Source organism: Azorhizobium sp. AG788 (assembly GCF_943371865.1).
Lineage (GTDB): Bacteria > Pseudomonadota > Alphaproteobacteria > Rhizobiales > Xanthobacteraceae > Azorhizobium.
Window position 1 is genome coordinate 273671 of the sequence record NZ_CALRWL010000001.1, and the last position, 18339, is coordinate 292009.

18 protein-coding genes are annotated in these 18339 nt (G+C 66.4%); 6 read left to right on the forward strand and 12 right to left on the reverse strand.

The genetic code is table 11. The features are described 5' to 3' along the window. Positions 1–72: 72 nt before the first annotated feature. From AAG816_RS01160 to AAG816_RS01200, 9 genes are all read right to left on the reverse strand, one after another. Positions 73–603 (reverse strand): carboxymuconolactone decarboxylase family protein, encoded by a 531-nt coding sequence (locus tag AAG816_RS01160; RefSeq protein WP_341987469.1) that lies wholly within the window; start codon positions 601–603, stop codon positions 73–75. 53 nt (positions 604–656) lie between these two features. Beyond that, complete coding sequence (locus AAG816_RS01165; RefSeq protein ID WP_341987470.1) at positions 657–1361, reverse strand: ABC transporter ATP-binding protein; 705 nt, start codon at positions 1359–1361, stop codon at positions 657–659. A gap of 2 nt (positions 1362–1363) precedes the next feature. Continuing rightward, positions 1364–2107 (reverse strand): ABC transporter ATP-binding protein, encoded by a 744-nt coding sequence (locus AAG816_RS01170; protein ID WP_341987563.1) that lies wholly within the window; start codon positions 2105–2107, stop codon positions 1364–1366. 32 nt (positions 2108–2139) lie between these two features. Next, complete coding sequence (locus AAG816_RS01175) at positions 2140–3153, reverse strand: branched-chain amino acid ABC transporter permease (protein WP_341987471.1); 1014 nt, start codon at positions 3151–3153, stop codon at positions 2140–2142. Between the two features lie 10 nt (positions 3154–3163). Continuing rightward, positions 3164–4039, reverse strand: a complete 876-nt coding sequence (locus tag AAG816_RS01180) for a branched-chain amino acid ABC transporter permease (protein WP_341987472.1) — start codon at positions 4037–4039, stop codon at positions 3164–3166. An 81-nt stretch (positions 4040–4120) separates the two neighbouring features. Then, entirely contained in the window at positions 4121–5398 is a 1278-nt protein-coding gene (locus AAG816_RS01185; protein WP_341987474.1) for an ABC transporter substrate-binding protein, read from the reverse strand. A 51-nt stretch (positions 5399–5449) separates the two neighbouring features. Further along, positions 5450–7873 (reverse strand): xanthine dehydrogenase family protein molybdopterin-binding subunit, encoded by a 2424-nt coding sequence (locus tag AAG816_RS01190; RefSeq protein ID WP_341987475.1) that lies wholly within the window; start codon positions 7871–7873, stop codon positions 5450–5452. Further along, on the reverse strand, positions 7870–8391 hold the full coding sequence (locus AAG816_RS01195) for a (2Fe-2S)-binding protein (protein WP_341987476.1): 522 nt from the start codon (positions 8389–8391) through the stop codon (positions 7870–7872). Before AAG816_RS01195 ends, AAG816_RS01190 begins: the two co-directional genes overlap by 4 nt. Beyond that, positions 8388–9251, reverse strand: coding sequence for a xanthine dehydrogenase family protein subunit M (locus AAG816_RS01200; protein ID WP_341987477.1), 864 nt, complete (start codon positions 9249–9251; stop codon positions 8388–8390). Before AAG816_RS01200 ends, AAG816_RS01195 begins: the two co-directional genes overlap by 4 nt. A 261-nt stretch (positions 9252–9512) precedes the next feature. Between AAG816_RS01200 and AAG816_RS01205 the strand changes: the two genes are divergently transcribed. The 3 genes from AAG816_RS01205 to AAG816_RS01215 all read left to right on the forward strand — a co-directional run bounded on the left by AAG816_RS01205 (position 9513) and on the right by AAG816_RS01215 (position 12508). Beyond that, on the forward strand, positions 9513–10622 hold the full coding sequence (locus AAG816_RS01205) for an LLM class flavin-dependent oxidoreductase (RefSeq protein WP_341987478.1): 1110 nt from the start codon (positions 9513–9515) through the stop codon (positions 10620–10622). Continuing rightward, a complete protein-coding gene (locus tag AAG816_RS01210) occupies positions 10619–11473 on the forward strand; it encodes an alpha/beta fold hydrolase (protein ID WP_341987479.1) in 855 nt (284 codons plus the stop codon). The genes AAG816_RS01205 and AAG816_RS01210 overlap by 4 nt, the downstream gene beginning before the upstream one ends. A gap of 99 nt (positions 11474–11572) precedes the next feature. Next, a complete protein-coding gene (locus AAG816_RS01215) occupies positions 11573–12508 on the forward strand; it encodes an NAD(P)-dependent oxidoreductase (protein ID WP_341987564.1) in 936 nt (311 codons plus the stop codon). Between the two features lie 67 nt (positions 12509–12575). Here AAG816_RS01215 and AAG816_RS01220 read toward each other — a convergent pair whose 3' ends face one another. Then, positions 12576–13058 (reverse strand): VOC family protein, encoded by a 483-nt coding sequence (locus AAG816_RS01220; RefSeq protein ID WP_341987480.1) that lies wholly within the window; start codon positions 13056–13058, stop codon positions 12576–12578. Positions 13059–13207: 149 nt separating this feature from the next. Then, positions 13208–13957, reverse strand: a complete 750-nt coding sequence (locus AAG816_RS01225; RefSeq protein ID WP_341987482.1) for a TetR family transcriptional regulator — start codon at positions 13955–13957, stop codon at positions 13208–13210. 197 nt (positions 13958–14154) lie between these two features. Here AAG816_RS01225 and AAG816_RS01230 point away from each other — a divergent pair, with 197 nt between their 5' ends. The 3 genes from AAG816_RS01230 (at position 14155) to AAG816_RS01240 (ending at position 17345) form a co-directional block, all read left to right on the forward strand. Then, positions 14155–15102, forward strand: coding sequence for a cyclase family protein (locus tag AAG816_RS01230; RefSeq protein ID WP_341987483.1), 948 nt, complete (start codon positions 14155–14157; stop codon positions 15100–15102). 35 nt (positions 15103–15137) lie between these two features. Next, positions 15138–16445 carry a histidinol dehydrogenase gene (gene hisD, locus AAG816_RS01235; RefSeq protein ID WP_341987485.1) on the forward strand — a complete coding sequence of 436 codons (1308 nt, stop codon included), beginning with the start codon at positions 15138–15140 and terminating at the stop codon, positions 16443–16445. Between the two features lie 135 nt (positions 16446–16580). Continuing rightward, positions 16581–17345 (forward strand): SDR family NAD(P)-dependent oxidoreductase, encoded by a 765-nt coding sequence (locus AAG816_RS01240; RefSeq protein ID WP_341987486.1) that lies wholly within the window; start codon positions 16581–16583, stop codon positions 17343–17345. 66 nt (positions 17346–17411) lie between these two features. On the opposite strand, the gene AAG816_RS01245 is transcribed toward AAG816_RS01240, so the two are convergent. Then, complete coding sequence (locus AAG816_RS01245) at positions 17412–18155, reverse strand: hypothetical protein (RefSeq protein ID WP_341987487.1); 744 nt, start codon at positions 18153–18155, stop codon at positions 17412–17414. Positions 18156–18339: the final 184 nt, after the last annotated feature.

Here is an 18339-nt window from a genome sequence, read left to right on the forward strand (position 1 = left end):
ATCGGCATCCGTCAGACTTAATAGCTTGGAATGTGTCAATGCAATCCTGGGCGAGGGGCGGGAGGGCCCGCCCTATCGCTGCGGCGGTACGCGGAAGATGCGCAGGATGATGGCCAGCATGGAATAATAGCCCAGCAATCCGGCCAGCTCGACCACCGCCTTTTCCCCGAACCGCGCCTGGGCCTGGGCGAACAGCGGATCGGGCACCTCGTTGGTGGCGAAGAAGGTGCGGGCGAAGGCGTAGATCAGGGCATCGTCCGGGTCGGCGAATGCCGGCTCGTGCCCGGCATCGATGGCGGCGATCACCGCATCGGGGACGCCGGCCTTGCGCGCTTCATGCTCATGCACCGACCATTCGTAGGTGGCGTCCCAGTGCTTGGCCACCACCAGGATCGCCAGTTCCGATAGCCGCGGCGGGAATTCGGTGTTGTAGCGGCAGAATACCCCCAGCGCCTGGGTGCGCTCGGTCAGTTCCGGGCTCTTGACCAGCGCCTGGAAGATATAGGGCACGCTCTGGCGCGGCCCGGCGGCGATGGTGTCGTACACCGCCCGCGCCGCGGCGGAGAGGCGGGCCGGGTCGATTTCCTGGAAACGGTCACTCAACGCGGGATCCTTTCGCGGCGGGGCAAGGCAGGGCAGGGGCCGCGCAGCGGCGATCAGACCGCACAATATCGCTCCTGGATTTCGCTGTCTGCCAGCAGGGCAGCGGCGTCCCCGGCATGGACGATCTCGCCCTGGTCGAGAATATAGGCGCGGTCCGCCAGTTGCAGCGCGCGCTCCACATTCTGCTCCACCAGGAGGATGGTGAGGCCCTCGCGCTTCAGCCGGGCGAACAGCTCGAACATCTCGTCCACCAGCACCGGCATGATGCCCTCGGAGGGCTCGTCCAGCATGATGAGCTGCGGATCGGCGGCCATGGCGCGGGCGATGGCCAGCATCTGCTGCTCGCCGCCGGACAAGGTATCCCCCGCTTGATGCAACCGCTCCTTCAGACGCGGAAAGGTCTCGGCGATGCGGTCGATGATGAAGCTCTCGCGGGAGCGGTTGGGCGAGGCCACCAGCCCCAGCCGCAGATTGTCCAGCACGCTGAGGCCGGGCACGATGCGGCGGTCTTCCGGCACATAGGCCAGCCCGCGCGCCAGCCGTGTATGGGTGGGCTGGGCCAGGATGTCCTCGCCCTTGAAACGCACGCTGCCGGTGCGCTTGGCCACCAGCCCCATGATGGAGCGCAGCGTGGTGGTCTTGCCGGCGCCGTTGCGGCCGATGAGGCACACCGCCTCGCCTTCACCGACGGAAAATTCCACCCCCTGGAGCACATGGGCGCGCTTGTACCAGGCGTTGAGATGGGAGACCTCAAGCATCGCTACACCGATTGTCCGAGATAGACGCGCCGCACCTCGTCATGGCGGCGGATGTCGTCGGGGGCGCCTTCCGCCAGCAAGGTGCCGTGGTGCAGCACCACGATGCGGTCGGAAATGCCCATCACCAGTTTCATCCGGTGCTCCACCAGGATCACGGTGCGTTCTTCATTCAGCGCCAGGATCAGGTCCATCATCTCGCGGGCTTCCTGCGGGCTCATGCCGGCGGTGGGCTCGTCCAGCAACAGCACCCGCGGTTTGCAGGCCAGTGCCACGGCGATTTCCAGGCAGCGCTGCTGGCCATGGGCGAGGGTATCGGCCTGTTCGAACCGCCGGTCGGTGAGGCCGACGCGGGCGAGGAGCGCCATCACCTCGCCGTCCAGGTCCAGCGCATCCCGCGCGGCCCACAGGTTGAAGCGCGAGCGCAAGGCCTGTGCGGCGATGCGGACATTTTCGTGCACGCTCAATTTGGGAAACAGATTGGTGATCTGGAACGACTTGGCGATGCCCATGTGCGCCAATTGGTGCTGGGGCGTGTGGGTGATGTCCGTCCCATCCAGGAAGATGCGCCCCGAACTGGGCGGGAACGAGCCGGACAGCACATTGAAGAAGGTGCTCTTGCCGGCCCCGTTCGGGCCGATGATGGCGGTGAGCTGGCCGGCAAGGAAGCTGGCGGAAATGCCCGACAGCGCGGTGAAGCCGCCGAAGCGCTTGGTCACCGCCTCCGCCCGCAGGATCGGCTCGGGCACGAGGGAGGGGGAGGCGAGGGACGAGACGGCGCTCATGGCTTCACCCAATTCAGCAGGGAGCCCCAGATGCCTCTGGGAAAGAACAGGATCAGCACCACGAACAGCGTGCCCACCACCAATTGCCAATGCACGGTGATCACCGTCACCACATCCTGCAGCATGATGTAGACGAAGGCGCCGACGAAGCCGCCGAAGAAGGTGCCCATGCCGCCGAGCAAGGTCATCATGAGGATGGTGGCGGAGTTGAAATAATGCAGCGTCTCGATGGGCACCACCGAGAGGTGGATGGCGTAGAGCGTGCCGGCGAACCCCGAGAACAGGCCGGACAGGATGAAGGCCAGCCAGCGGGTGCGGGCCACGTCATAACCGCAGGCGAGCGCGCGCTTCTCATTCTCGCGGATCGCCTCCAGCGTGGCGCCGAAGGGCGAGGCGAGGATGCGCGAGAACAGCCAGATGGCCACTGCCGCCATGGCGAACAGCACATAATATTTCACCGTCGGGTTGAGCATGTTCAGCTCCAGCCCGAACAGGGAAATGCGCGGCACCGTGACCCCGCGCAACCCGTCCTCGCCGCCGGTCATCGAGGTCCATTGATAGGCGGAATAATAGACCACCTGCGACAGCGCCAAGGTGATCATGGCGAAATAGATGCCGCGGGAGCGGATGGCGAACCAGCCGATGATCACCGAGGCCACGCCCGCCACCGCGATGCCGCAGGGGATGGCCAGGAACCACGGCACGCCGAACTTGGCGATGGGGATGCCGCAGCCATAGGCCCCGAGCCCGAACAGCGCCGCATGGCCGAACGACAGCATGCCCGCATAGCCGAAGATGAGGTTGAACCCCATGGCATAGAGCCCGAAGATCAGGATGTTCACAGCCAGGGCCTGATAGGGCGTCAGCCACGGCAGGATGGCCAGCGCCACCAGCGCCGACAGCACCCGGTGCCGGGCGATGAAGGCGATGAGCGGCAGCGCCCGGCGCGCGCCGGTGGCGCGGGGGCGGGAGGCGGGCGCGCGCTTGCCCAGATAGGCGTCGGAGGTCATGGCGCGCTCCTCAATCCATCACGCCAGCGCGGCCGAACAGGCCGCGGGGACGAAACACCAGCACCACTGCCATCAGCAGGAACATGGAGAGGGTGGTCATCTGCGGGTAGAACAGCGAGGTCATGCTGACCGTGATGCCCACCAGGAGGCCGGCGATCACCGCCCCCAAGAGCGAGCCCATGCCGCCCACCACGGTAACCACGAACGCCTCCACCAGCACCGGCACGCCCATTTCCGGAAACACCCCGCGAATGGGCGCCGCCAGCACGCCGGCCAGCGCCGCAAGGCCGGTGCCGATGCCGAACACCACCAGCCAGACCCTGGACACATCCACCCCCAGCACCTGGACGATCTCCTGGTCGCGGGCGCCGGCGCGGATGATGAGGCCGTAGGGGGTCTTCTCCAGGAACACCCACAGGGCCAGCAATATCAAAGCGGTGACGCCGATCAGGAACAGGCGGTATTTGGGAAAGAAGAAGATGCCCAGATCCACCGCGCCGGTGAGTTCCGCCGGGGCGCTGAAGGGAAAGCCCTCGGTGCCGGCGATGATGCGCACCAGCTCAAGTAGGATCAGGCCGAGGCCGAAGGTGAGCAGCAACGGATAATCGATGCCGCGGCCATAGAGCGGGCGGATCAGGAACCGCTCGCACACCATGCCGATGGCCCCCACCACCAAAGGCACGATCACCAGCGCCAGCCAGAAGTTGCCGGTATAGGCCATGACGGCGACGCCCACATAGGCGCCCACCATGAAGAACTGGCTATGGGCGAAATTGACGATGGTCAGAAGACCAAAGATCAGCGACAGGCCGAGCGCCACCAGCACGAATATCGAGCCGAGCGCCACGCCGGTGAAGGCTTGGAGCAAAAGAAGATCAAGGGTCACGGTGGCACCTTCGTCTTGCCGCGGGCGGCAGGTCAGGACTGGCGCGGACACAGGCGGCCGGGGCCGCCTGTGGAGAGCAGCTCAGCTGTGGCCGAGTTCCTGGCAGGAGCGCAGGAACTGGTCCCCCGCCGGCTGGGTGGCGACGATCTTGAACACGTCGTTCGGCCCCTTTACCTCGGCCTGGGGCTTGGATTCCACCACCAGCACTGACTGCACCGCCTGGTGGTCGCACTTGCGGTAAGTTTGCTCGCCCTTGTAGGCGTCGTATTTCAGCGTCTCCAGGGCGGCAATCACCGCATCGGGATCGGTGCCGCCGGCCTTCTTCGCCCCTTCCAGCAAAGCATAGACGCCGGCAAAGCCCAGCGCGCCATAGTCGCTGGGCACCGCATTGTTATGCTTGGCGCGATAGGCGTCGTTCAGGCGCTTGGCGGAGGCGTATTCGCTCTCCAGGCCCCAATAATAATTGGCGCCGCCGATCACACCCTCGAACGGCCCCGCGCCGCCCGCCAGCCGCTGGGAGAACAGCAGCACCGGGAACACGATCTTCATCTGCTGCTTGAGGCCATAGTCGGTGGCCTGCTTCACCAGATTGAGCTGGTCGCGGCCGAAATTGCACACCACCAGCACATTGGGGCGGGCGGCCTGGATTCGCGGGAAGAAGGTGGAGAAATCCGCCTGCCCCAGCGGGTGCTTGATCTCCACCACATCCTCGATGCCGAATTCCTTGCCGGCGCGCTTGAAGCCGCGCTCCATCTCATGGCCATAGGCATAATCGGCGATGAGGAAGGCGACCTTCTTGCCGAATTTCGGGAAGGCATAGCGGGCGACCGCGCCCGCGGTCATGTGCGGGTTCAGCGCCTCATGGAAGGTGTATTTGGAAAAGTCGGACACCTGATTGATGCTGTCCGACTGGCTGATGGAATTGTAGATCACGCCCCGCTGCTTGGCGACCTGGTTCACCGAGAGCTGCACCGAGGCGGACAGCGAGCCGCACAGGAAATTCACCTTGTCGGATTCGATCAGCTCCAGCGCGCGGGTGGCGGCTTCGCCGGGGTCCAATTTGTCGTCGCGCACCAGCAGTTCCGCCATCCGGCCATTCAGCCCGCCCTTGTCGTTGAACTGGGCGATGGCGATCTGGGCGCAGCGCACCTGATCCTGGGCCTCGGTGGAATAGGGGCCGGAGAGCGGCACCGGAAAGCCGATCTTGATCGGCCCGCTCTGGGCGCGGGCGCTGCGCAGAAATGCGGGCGCGGCGATGAGGGCGGCGCCGCCAAAAGCGGCGCCCTTCAAAAGCCCACGGCGGGAGAGGGCGGCGGTGGGTGGGGTTTTCAATGGCGTCTTGGCGTCAAACCTATCCATGGCGTGTTGCTCCCGGTCTGTGCCCGCTTTTGGTGCGGGCTTGGTTCGTCGTCAGGCGGCCGTTGGCGCGGCGCGCTTCAAAGCGGAAAGAATGCGGTCGGGGGAAAAGGGCATGGCGGTGAGCGTCACCCCCAGCGGGCTGAGTGCATCATTGATGGCGTTCATCACCGCCGCCGGTGCGCCCGCGGTGCCGGCCTCGCCGGCGCCTTTGGCGCCCAGCTCGCTGTCGGAGGTGGGCGAGACCACATGGGCGACCGCAATATCCGGCATTTCGCCGGCCATGGGTACCAGATAATCGGCCATGCTGGCATTGAGCATCTGCCCATCGCCATCATAGACGCAGTGCTCATAGAGCGCGCCGCCCAGCCCCTGGACCACGCCGCCGCGCACTTGCTCGTCCACCAGTTGCGGATTGAGGATGGTGCCGCAATCCTCCACCACCCAATGCTTCAAGAGCCGCACGAAGCCGTGCTCCACCTCCAGATAGGAGGCCTGCACGCCATTGGTGAAGGCGAACGGATATTGTCGCGGCACATAATGGCGCACCGCCATCATTTCCGCCTGGAAGCCGGTGGGCAGCGTATCGGGGCGGAAATAGACGATGCGGCCCAGTTCCGCCAAGGACATGCGCTCGCGGGCATCCAGCGCGTCCACCACCGTGCCGCCTTGCACGTCCAGGGTTGCGGGATCGGCCTGGAGGATGGCGCCGGCCACGGTGAGAATGTTGGCTTTGAGCGCCTTGCCCGCCTGCCAGGCGGCTTCGCCGCCGATGCCGGCGGCGCGCGAGGCCCAGGTGCCGCCGCCATAAGGCGTGTTGTCGGTGTCGCCGGTGATGACCCGCACCCGCTCCAGCGGCACGCCGAGCGCGGTGGCCACCACTTGCGCGATCACCGCCTCGGTGCCCTGGCCCTGCTCGGTGACGCTGATCTGGCAGGTGATGGCGCCGGTGGCATCCATCTTCACCGCCGCCCCGTCCTGGGACGAGATGCGCGCCCCGCCCACCCCGTAGAAAGCGGCGCCGGGATTGGTGATCTCGATGAAGCTGGCAAAGCCGATGCCGCGATAGATGCCGCGCGCCCGCGCCTCCGCCTGGTCGCGGCGCAGGGCGGCGTAGTCCATCATCCCCAGCAGTTTATCCAATGCCGCATGGTGGGAGAGCGCCTCGAACTTCAGGCCGGAGGCCGAGGCGCAGGGATAGGCATCATCCCGCACCAGATTCTTGCGGCGGATCTCCACCGGGTCCATGCCGATGCGCCGGGCCGCCAGATCCACCAGCCCCTCGGTGACGGCGGTGGCGATGGGATGGCCCACGGCGCGATATTGCGAGGTGGGGGTCTTGTTCTGGAACACCACCCGCGCCCGCGCCCGATAATTGGGGCAGGTGTAGGGGCCGCCGGTGAGGTTCACCACCTGGTTGGCCTCCACCGCGCTGGTGCGCGGATAGACCGAATAGGGGCCGATGCCGGTGACATCGTCGATCTCGAAGGCGGTGATGGTGCCGTCGGCCATCACGCCGATGCGGCCCTTCACCTGATGGTCGCGGGCGTGGATGTCGGAGACGAAGCTCTCCAGCCGGTCGGCGACGAATTTCACCGGGCGCTTCAGATGCTTGGACAAGGCGGCGGTGGCCATCTCGTCCGCATAGACATGCACCTTGATGCCGAACGAGCCGCCCACATCCTTGCACACCACCCGCACCTGCGCCTCCTCCAGGCCGAGGTGGAGCGCCAGGATATTCTGCATCATGTGCGGCGCCTGGGTGCCCAGATAGGCGGTGAGGCGGCCGGTGCCGGGCTGATAGTCGGCCACCATGGCGCGCGGCTCCAGCGTCACGCCCGTATGGCGGCCGAAGCCGAAGTCCGCCTCCACGATATGATCGGCGGTGGCGAAGGCTCCGTCCGGGTCGCCGGCGGAGAGGCGGCGCTCGAAGGCGAGATTGTCGCCCAAGTCGGGATGGATGACCGGCGATCCGGGCTCCAAAGCGGCGAACATGTCGGCGACCACCGGCAGCGGCTCGTAGTCGATCTCCACCAGCTCGGCGGCATCTTCGGCCAAGGCGCGGCTGCGGGCGAGCACCGCCACCAGCGCCTCGCCCTGCCAGCAGGCGCGATCCACGGCGAGCGCATGCTGCGGCGCCGATTTCAGCCCCGCCAGATGGCTGAGCACCCCCACCCACGGGGTGCAGACCTTGGCCAGCTCCGCCCCCGTCACCACCGCCGCGACGCCCGGTGCGGCCTTGGCGGCCATGGTGTCGATGGCGCGGATGCGGGCATGGGCATAAGGCGAGCGCACATAGACCACATGCAGCATGCGCGGCAGCACAAGGTCGCTCACATATTCCCCGCGCCCCTGGGTGAGGCGGGCGATGTTCGGGCGCGGCACCGAGCGGCCGATATAGGAGTTGGGCCGGTCCAGCGCCGAGAGTCCGGGGGCGGTGTCGTGCGGCGTGCCGGGGGTGTCGAGGCCCTTGGTCATGCTCCGGCCTCCGCGCGGGCTTGGTCCGCGCGCGCCTTGGCGGTGCTCTCCACCGCATCGATGATGGCGTGATAGCCGGTGCAGCGGCAGTAATTGCCGGACAGATGCTCGCGGATGGCGTCCCGCTCCGGCACGCCGCCGTCCGCCAGCAGTTCGGCGGCGGCCATCAGCATGCCGGGGGTGCAGAAGCCGCATTGCAGCGCATTGCGATGGTGGAAGGCCTGTTGCAGATCGGCGATCTCGCCGCTGTCGCTGAGGCCCTCGATGGTCTCCACCTGCGCGCCCTCGCATTGGGCGGCCAGGATCAGGCAGGCGCGCACGATGGCGCCATCGAGCCGCACGGTGCAGGCGCCGCAGACCCCGTGCTCGCAGCCCAGGTGGGTGCCGGTGAGGCCCAGCGTCTCGCGCAGGAAATCCGCCAGGCTTCGGCGGGCTTCCACCTCTTCTTCCACCGCCGCGCCATTGACCACGAGGCGCAAGGTGAGGTGTTCGCGGGCCGGGGGGAGGGTGCCGGTCATGCCACGGGCTCCGTCAATTGCCCGGCCACCTGCCGCAGCAGCACGCCGGCCAGATGCAGGCGGGTGTCGCGGCTGGCCTGGATGTCCGTGGGTGGATCGAGGTCGTCCTCCAGCGCCGCCACGGCGGCGTCCAGGGGCAAGGCGTCCAGCGGCGCGCCCTCCAGCGCGGCCTCGGCGGTGCGGGCGCGCACCGGCGTCGCGCCGACGCTGAAATAGACCAGGCGAACCTCTGTGAGGCGCCCGTCCACCGCCCGGGCGCTGGCGGCAAGGCCCACCAGCGCATAATCGCCCGCCCGGCGGGCAAATTCCGCAAAGCCCACCCGCCGGTCCGGTGTATGGCCGGGAATGCGCAGCGCGGTCAGCATTTCGCCCTGGGCCAAGGCGGTCTCGTAGAGGTCGTGGAAGAAATCGTCGGCGGCCACCGTGCGCGGGCCATCCAGGCCGGCGATCTCCACCGCGCCGCCCAGAGCCAGCAGGCAGGCGGGCATTTCGGCGGCGGGATCGGCGAAGGCGACGGAGCCGCCCAGCGTGCCGCGGTTGCGGATGGCCGCATGGGCCACGTGCGGCAAGGCGCGGGCCAGCAACGGCGCGGAAATAGCAAGCAAGGGATGACGCAGGGCCTGCGCATAGCGCACCAGGGCGCCGATGCGCAGATCCTCGCCGCTGTGCTCCAGCTCAGCAAGGCCGGGCACCCCATTGATGTCCACCAGCACGCTGGGCTTGGCGAGCCGCATATTGAGCATGGCCATCAGGCTCTGGCCGCCCGCGATGATGCGCGCGTCCTCGCCATGCTGTGCGAGCATGGCGGTTGCCTCCTCGACCGAACGCGCTTTCGCAAAAGCGAAAGTGGCTGGCTTCACGGGCGTTCTCCCTTGCCGTCGTCGATGCAACGGTTATTGTTTATCGGTCGATAATTGCACGGCGTGGCGCCTTGTCAATCGTCTCCCGTCCGCGCCCCGGCATTGGCTGTCGGTGGTTCGGCAGTGAAGGCTAGCGCAGTTTCGCGCGCCAGCCCCATTAGGAAAACGCACGGGTCGCATCAGTTCTTATGCTTTCGCAGGCCGGGACGAAGCCGCTAGCGTCGCGCCGACAGATCCCCACCCTCGCCATGGAGCGCGCGGATGAAGCTCGGCTTCTTCACCATGCCGGTGCATCCCACCACCCGGCCCTGGGCCGACACCTTGCGGGAGGACCAGGAGGCGTTCCTGCTGGCCGATGAGCTGGGCTACACCGAAGGCTATGTGGGCGAGCACACCACGGATGCGGCGGAGACCATCACCTCCTGCGTCGCCTTCCTCGCCAGCCTCTCCGGCCGCATCAAGCAGATGCGGCTCGGGACCGGCACGGTGAACCTGCCCAACGCCCATCCCGCCGCGGTGGCAAGCCAGGTGGCCATGCTGGATCATATGCTGGGAGGCAGGTTCAATTTCGGCATCAGCCCCGGCGGCCTGCTGTCGGATGCGGAAGTGTTCGGCAATCTGGACGCGGATCGCCAGGCCATGTTCCTGGAGAGCATCGACACCATCCTGGCGCTGTGGGCCGGCGAGCCGCCCTATGACATCCATGGCAAATACTGGACCATCAGCACCGCCCGGACCATGATGACCGACATCGGCCAGGGCTTCATCGGCAAGCCGATGCAACGGCCGCATCCCCCCATCGTGGTCACGGCGGTGGCGCCATTCTCCAAGGGCGTCACGGCGGCAGCGGCGCGGGGCTGGGACCCGATCTCGGCCAATTTCCTCATGCCCAAATGGGTGGCGACCCATCGGGCGTCCTATCTGGAGGGGTGCAAGCAGGGGGGGCGGCCCGGCGATCTCGCCAACTGGCGGGTGGCGAAAAGCATCTTCGTGGCCGATGATCTGGCCACCGCCCGGGAATATGCCCGCGGCGCCGGAAGTGCCTATGTGTTCTACTATCAGCAGCTGCTCACCAAGCTGGTGAAGAACGGCCGGGCGGAACTGTTCAAGGACGACCGCGCCCAGCCGGACAGCGCGGTGACGCTGGAGGGCGTATTGGACAAATTGGTGATCTACGGCACCCCCGACAAGGTGGCCGACGAGATCCTCGCCTTCCGCGAGGAGGTGGGCGCCTTCGGCACCTTGCTCTATGCGGGCAAGGACTGGCGCGAGCCGGCTCTGGACAAGAAATCCATGCGGCTGATGGCCGAAGAGGTGCTGCCGCGGGTGAATGCGGCATTGCCCCGCGATCAGGTGGAGGCGGCCGAATGAGTGGGGCGCACCGGGTAATGGTAAACTGCCTCGGCATCGAGGCGCGGGTGGATGGCACCCAAGGGGCAGGTGCCGCCGCCAAGCCGTGGATCGTCCTGTCCAATGGGCTCGGCACCACGTTGGGCATGTGGGATCTTCAGATCGAGACACTGACGCGCACCCACCGCGTCCTGCGCACCAACATGCGCGGCCATGGCCGCACCGACGCCCCGGCGGGGCCTTATGCCATGGCCGATCTCATGGCCGACCTGCTGGGGGTGATGGACCATTTTGAGATCGCCCGCGCCGATATGCTGGGCCTGTCTCTGGGCGGTGTCCTGGCGCTCAATCTCGGCCTCGACCATCCGGAACGGGTGGGGCGCATCCTGTGCTGCGACGCGCGCGCCGATGCGGCCCCGGCCTTCCTGGACAGTTGGGACACCCGCATCGCCGCCGTTGCCGCCCAGGGCATGGAGCCGGTGGTGGCGGGCACGGTGGAGCGCTGGCTGACGCCGGCCTTCCGCGCCGCTCATCCGGCGGAAACCGCCGCCACCGCGGCCATGCTGCGCGCCACCGATCCCGTGGGCTATATGGGCTGCGCGCGGGCGTTGCAGAGCCATGGGGTGATGGCCCGCCTCGGCGCCATGACCCCCCATGTGCTCTATGTGGTCGGGTCCGAAGATGCGGGCGCGCCGCCGGAGATCATGCGCGCCATGGCGGCGGTAACGCCTCATGCGGACTTCATCGAAATTCCCGCCGCTGCCCATGTGCCCCCCATCGATGCCGCGGAGGCGTTCAACGCGCTGCTGGTGTCGGCGCTGGGGGCAGGGGCGCGCGACGGGACGGCCACGGCGCCCGCCGCCGTCGCCTGAAATCGCCGTCCCTCAGGGATCCGGCATCCTCGCCTGGCCGGCCTGCGACGCGGGCGGGCCAGTTTGTGCGTGAACGCAGTCGGGAGTTTGAGCGTGGCAATGGACGCAGACAACAAGCCGGTGGTCGGCATCATCGGGCTCGGCATCATGGGCATGTCCTATGCCCGCAACCTGCGCGAGAGCGGGTTCGACGTGGTGGGCTATGACGTGGCTGCCGCCAGCATGGAGGCGCTCGCGGTCGTGGGCGGCGTGCCCGCCGCCTCGCCGGCGGATGTGGGTGCCAAGGCCGATGTGGTGCTGATCGCGCTGGCCTCCATCAAGGCGCTGGAGACCGTGTGCGTGGGCGAGGCGGGCCTGGCCAAGACGCTGCGCAAGGGGAGCGTTGTGGCCGAGATGGGCACCTTGCCCCTGGTCGCAAAGGAGCACTGCAAGGCTTGGCTGGAGCCGCTCGGCGTCGAGGTGCTGGATTGTCCGGTGAGTGGCACCGGCGCCCAGGCGGCGGTGCGCGATCTGGTGATCTATGCCAGCGGCGCGGAAGCGGTGGTGGAGAAGATCCGCCCGGTGTTTGACGGCTTTGCCCGCAACACCCGCTATGTCGGGCCGTTCGGCGCCGGCATCAAGCTGAAGTTCATCGCCAATCTGCTGGTGACCATCCACAATCTGGCGGCGGCCGAGGCCCTGGTGCTGGCGGACAAGTCTGGGCTGGACCTCAACATGGTGTTCGATGCGGTGCGCGACGGCGCCGGCAACTCGCGCATGTTCGAGGTGCGCGGGCCGCTGATGATCGCGGAGCGCTATCAGCCGGCGACCATGAAGATGGACGTCTATATGAAGGATCTCACCCTCATCACCGACTTTGCCCACCAGATGAAGGCGCCGACCCCGCTGATGGCCGCCAGCGTGCCCTATTATGTGGCCGCCCTGGCCCAGGGACGGGATGCGGACGACACCGCGGCGCTGTTCTCGGTGCTCAAGGACATGGCCCGCCCCGCCGGGGCGCCGGCGGCGGCGACGACCGACCCCAAGGCCGCATAGAAAGGCCGCAGAGACACAGGGTGCCGAAGCCCAGCACCCCGGCCGGCAGGGCCGGCCGGGGGCGCGGTCAGGCGACGACGGCCTTGCTGTCCAGATAGAGGGTGGCTTCGAGATTCTCGCCCACCTGTTCAAAGCGATCCGCCAGCCGGCGCAGTTCCGGCAGCCGGGCGCGGTCCAGCGTGGTGATGTCCGGCCAGTCCACTTCCACCAGATTGCCGCCGGGGTCGCGCAGATAGAGCTGCACCGAGCCGTCGGGCAGTTCGTTGACCGGATTGCCGAAGGTCTCGCGGTCCAGAATGCCGAGCACCTTGGCCCGGTCATAGACCGCCATGAAGTCATCCACGTTCAGCGCGAAGTGCTGATATTTCGGCACGGCATCGGGCAGATGGAAGATGTGGATCTGCTGGCTGCCGCAGCGCATGTATTGGGTGCGGAAGCCGAAATTGTAGGTGGGGATGCAGGTCATCCCGAACACCGTCTCATAGAACCGGATGGAGGCGTCCAGATCGGTGGCGCCGATGGACAGATGGTTGATGCCGGTGGTGGTCATGCCGGGCTCCTTGGCGGGGGTCATTTCCAGATCGGGCGGGCCGGCGGCGCGAAACGGGGCAAGCCCGATCCCATGCGGGTGCCGCGGCCTTCTTATTTATCGATCGAAAAATAACAGAAGCCTCACGCGCACGCAACAGGCCGCGCGGCTCAGACTTTCGCTGCGCGTCGCGTGGGCTTGGCCGGGGGCACGGGCGTCTCTGCCGCTGTGGTCCGCGGCGCGCCCGCCGCCCGCTGTTCCAGCACCGCGCGATATCCGGCGCAGAACACGTCCAGGGATTGCGAGATCACGGTCTTGGCGGAGGTGTGCATGGGGCTGCCATAGACATATTTCCGCACGCCGTAATAGAAGATGCCGCCTTGCAGCGTCCAGGCGGTCTCCAGGTCTTCGGGGGCCACCTCGTCCGGCACCGCCAGGCCCAGCTCGCGGTGAAATTCGCGGATGATGCGCTTGAGCACCCGCTCTTCCACGATGGCCAGATACTGGACGTTGATGGTCACGCCCTTCAGGCCGGCGAAGAAATAGATCCGGATCCATTGCGGCGTCAGGATCGCCGCCATGTATTCCTCGTAAAACTGCTGGAGCCGGTCGCGCAGCGGGCGCGTGGTATCGCTGAGCAGCGCATCCCAGCTCGGCTGCCAGATGTCGAGAAAGACCGCCTTGTAGATCTCCTGGATCAGCGCTTCCTTAGTGGGAAAATAGCGGTAGAGCAGGGGCTGGGTGGTGCCCAGATGCCGTGCCAGTTCCCGGGTGCCGCCGTCGAAGCCCACCTGGGCAAAATATTCGATGGCCTTGGCCAGGATGTCCCGGCGGCGGTCTTCCGGCGCCAACCGGCGCTTGGCGGCAGGTGCCCCCGGAACAGTCGCCTCCGCCGTGGAAACCACGGCGCGTTTTGCCACTTTGACCATCGCCCCTGACCCGTCCTCGCTCGCCGCCTGCACGCCCAGAGGCCGGCCATGCTAGCCCTCCCGCCCCCGCATCGCAAAGACGGGAGGTGGCGACCGGCCCCGCTTCACATCGGCGCGGTCGCCCCTTGCGGACCGGCGCCGACCGGTGCAAATTATCGATCGATAATCAAAAAAGTCGAGGAAACGCCATGAAAGTCAACAAGGCTGCCATCTATGAAGCCGCCGACGCACTGTCCAATTGGGGCCGCTGGGGCGCCGAGGACCAGATCGGCACCCTCAACCATGTGGCGGCGGAGGACATCGTCGCGGCGGCGGGTTTGATCCGCAAGGGCAAGGTGTTCGCGCTCGGCCTGCCGCTGGACCAGAAGCTGCAGAGCGGGCTGTTCGGCGGACGCTGGAATCCCATCCACACCATGCTCGCCACCGGTACCGATGCGGTCGCCGGCACCCAGGACGAAACGGTGCGTCTGCGCTATGCGGACGACGCCATCAACCTACCGCTGCAATGCTCCACCCAATGGGACGCGCTCGCCCACATCTTCCTCGACGACAAGATGTACAACGGCTTTGACGCCACGCTGGTGGATTCAAACGGGGCCAAGAAGAACGGCATCGAGCACACCCGCAACAAGATGGTCGGCCGCGGCGTGCTGCTGGATGTGGCCCGCTTCAAGGGCCAGGACGCGCTGCCGGACGGCTATGCCATCACCAATGCGGATCTGGACGCCACCGCCGCCGCGCAGGGGGTGGAGATCCGCAAGGGCGATTTCGTCATCGTTCGCACCGGCCAGCAGGAAGCCTGCATCAAGGCCGGCGACTGGGGCACCTATGCGGGCGGCGATGCGCCGGGCCTGGCGTTCGAGACCGCCTATTGGATCCACCAGCACGATCTGGCGGCCATCTGCACCGACACCTGGGGCTGCGAGGTGCGCCCCAACGAGACCACCGAGGCCAACCAGCCCTGGCATTGGGTGGTGATCCCCAAGATCGGCATCACCATGGGCGAGATCTTCTTTTTGAAGGAGCTGGCGGAGGATTGCGCCGCCGACAAAGTGTATGAATTCTTCTTCTGCGCGCCGCCCATGCATATTCCCGGCGGCTGCGGTTCGCCCATCAACCCGCAAGCCATCAAGTGAGCGCGGGAGCATGAGCGGCAAGGAGGAAGAGTGAAATGGCTGAACATCTGAAGACCGGCATCAGCGCCAGCGATGCGGAGGCCGCCGACACCAAGGTGAGGGCCATCGTCGAGGGCATCCTCGGTGACATCGCCAAGGATGGCGACGCGGCGGTGCGGGCGCTCTCCATCAAGTTCGATGGCTGGGACCGCACCGACTACCGCCTCACCGACCAGGAGATCCGCGACTGCATGGCGGAACTCTCCGCGCGGGACATCGAGGACATCAAGTTCGCGCAAGAGCAGGTGCGCAATTTCGCCCAGCACCAGCGCGCCAGCATGGTCGATATCGAGGTGGAGACGCTGCCCGGCATCGTGCTCGGGCACAAGAACATCCCGGTGGGGTCGGTGGGCTGCTATGTGCCCGGCGGCAAATATCCGCTGCTGGCCTCGGCGCACATGTCGGTCATCACCGCCAAGGTGGCGGGCGTCGACCGCATCGTCACCTGCGCGCCGCCCTATCATGGCAAGCCGGCCCCGGCCATCGTCGCCGCCCAATATCTGGCGGGGGCGGATGAGATCTATTGCCTGGGCGGGGTCCAGGCGGTGGGCGCCATGGCGCTGGGCACCGCGTCCATCGCCCCGGTGGACATGCTGGTGGGGCCGGGCAATGCCTTCGTGGCGGAGGCCAAGCGGCAATTGTTCGGCCGCGTCGGCATCGATCTGTTCGCCGGCCCGACCGAGACCCTGGTGATCGCCGACGACAGCGTCGATGCGGAGATGTGCGCCACCGATCTCCTGGGGCAGGCGGAGCACGGGCCGAACTCGCCGGCCATTCTGCTCACCACTTCCCGCAAGCTGGCGCTGGAGGTGATGGCGGAGGTGGAGCGGCTTTTGACCATCCTGCCCACCGCCGCCATCGCCCGGCAGGCGTGGGAGGACTATGGCGCGGTGATCGTCTGCGACAGCTATGAGGAGATGGTGGTGGAAGCCGACCGCATCGCCTCCGAGCATGTGCAGGTGATGACCCGCGACCCGGACTATTTCCTCACCCATATGCGCAACTATGGTGCGCTGTTCCTCGGGCCGCGCACCAATGTGGCGTTCGGCGACAAGGTGATCGGCACCAATCACACCTTGCCCACCAAGAAAGCGGCGAAATATACCGGCGGCCTGTGGGTGGGCAAGTTTCTGAAAACCGTGACCTACCAGAAGGTGCTCACCGACGAAGCCTCGGCCATGATCGGCGAATATTGCTCGCGCCTGTGCATGCTTGAGGGCTTTGCCGGCCATGCGGAGCAGGCCAACATCCGCGTGCGGCGCTATGGCGGGCGCAACATCCCCTACGCCACCGCCGCCGAATGATCCCGGCGCCGGGCTCCGGCGCCGTCATTTTCTCCGTGTCGGTCTGCCGGCCCGCGCGCATTTTTGCGGCGGTGCCGGCGGCCGTCGCCTATGACGCATGAGCGTCCCCTGCGGCGCCTGCAATGGAGTTCACCCATGAGCCTGCCCAAGCCGCCGTCCTTCGATCTGTCCGGCAAATCTGCTTTGGTGACCGGCGCCGGCCGCGGCATCGGCCTTGCCGCGGCCGTCGTCCTCGCCCAGCACGGTGCCGACGTGACCCTGGCCGCCCGCACCCGCGATGAAATCGAGGCCGGCGCCGCCGAGATCCGAGCCGCCGGCGGCAAGGCCCAGGCCCTGGTGCTGGATGTGACCGACATCGCCGCCACCAAGGCGACGCTGGAGGCGGGACCGGCCTATGACATCCTGGTCAACAATGCCGGCACCAATCGCCCCGGTCCCTTCACCGAGGTGAGCCTGGACGCCTATGATGTGGTGATGAACCTCAATGTCCGCGCCGCCTTCTTCGTGGCGCAGACGGTGGCGGCCCGCATGCTGGCGGAGAAGAAGGCCGGTTCCATCATCCACATGTCGTCGCAGATGGGCCATGTGGGCGGCGCCAACCGCACGCTCTATTGCGCCTCCAAATGGGCCATCGAGGGCCTGAGCAAGGCCATGGCGGTGGAACTGGGACCGCACAATATCCGCTCCAACACGCTGTGCCCCACTTTCATCGAAACCCAGATGACCCGGCCCTATCTGACCGAGCCCACCTTCCGCGCCAGCGTGATCGCCAAGATCAAATTGGGCCGCCTGGGCCAGGTGGACGACCTCACCGGCCCGCTGCTGCTGCTGGCCAGCGATGCCGGCGGGCTGATGACCGGCGCCTCCTTGCTGGTGGACGGCGGCTGGACCGCCGGCTGAGCCTGAAACCTCATGGCGCAGCGGGACCAGAACGACCCCCCGCGCGCCATGCGGCACGAAGCGAGGTCAGGCCGCTGCCCGCCCCTCATGCAGGCGTCGGAGGGCATAATCATAGAGGGCGGTATCAAGCGTATTCTTGGCCAGGATCACGGCCCGGGTCTCATCGGACATGGACGTGACCGCCACTCGCCCGCCCTTGGCGCGGCTGGTGACGTTGTCGCGAGCGATCGGGGGCAACAGACCGCCAAATGCATCCTGCGCCCAACGCCAGGAGAGGGCGGGCTCCTCACAGACATAGAACCAGCGCATGCGATCGATCATGGCGGCGGCCTGGGAGAGATCGCCGGTGCTTCTGACGTCCCACGCCGAGCCCGACAATTGCCGCACCAGGTGATTGCGCGTGTACACCTCCACCAGCGGGTCTTCACTGGCAACGAAGGTGTGAAAATCCACAGTCTGCGCGAAACGCACCGCGTGGAACTGTTCGTAGAGGCTGGGGTCGTCCGGGATTTCCACGTCGACCATGAAGTAGTTATACAAGGATAGCAGCCGCGAATCGGACTTTCGCAGATTGGTTACGCAATCGTGCCCGTCATTGACGGCGTCAAAGATATTGCTGCCATAGTGGCCGCCATAATAACGGTAGCCGCGAAACGCACTGTAATCTCCGCCATTGCGCCGAAAGCCGGGCTCGGTGTTCTCGACCAAGGGCGCAATGTCGCCATCGCTGAACAAAGCCTCGATGGCATGCCGAACAGAGGTTCCGCCTGCCTTCGGATTGTGGAAGTAGAATAGTCGACTCTCAATCATCTTCCTAAGGTGCGCAGTTTTCAGGGGATTTCAAGGCCCGTGATTAAAGCGCTAAAGGAGGTATCATGATGCAGGATAGGGCTGGCTATTTTACCTCCGCTGCAAAACAACATTGCTAGCAAAGAATAGCCGATCACATCCGGGGAAGATGTGATCGGCAGTCTCTATGCCGTCCTGACGCGAT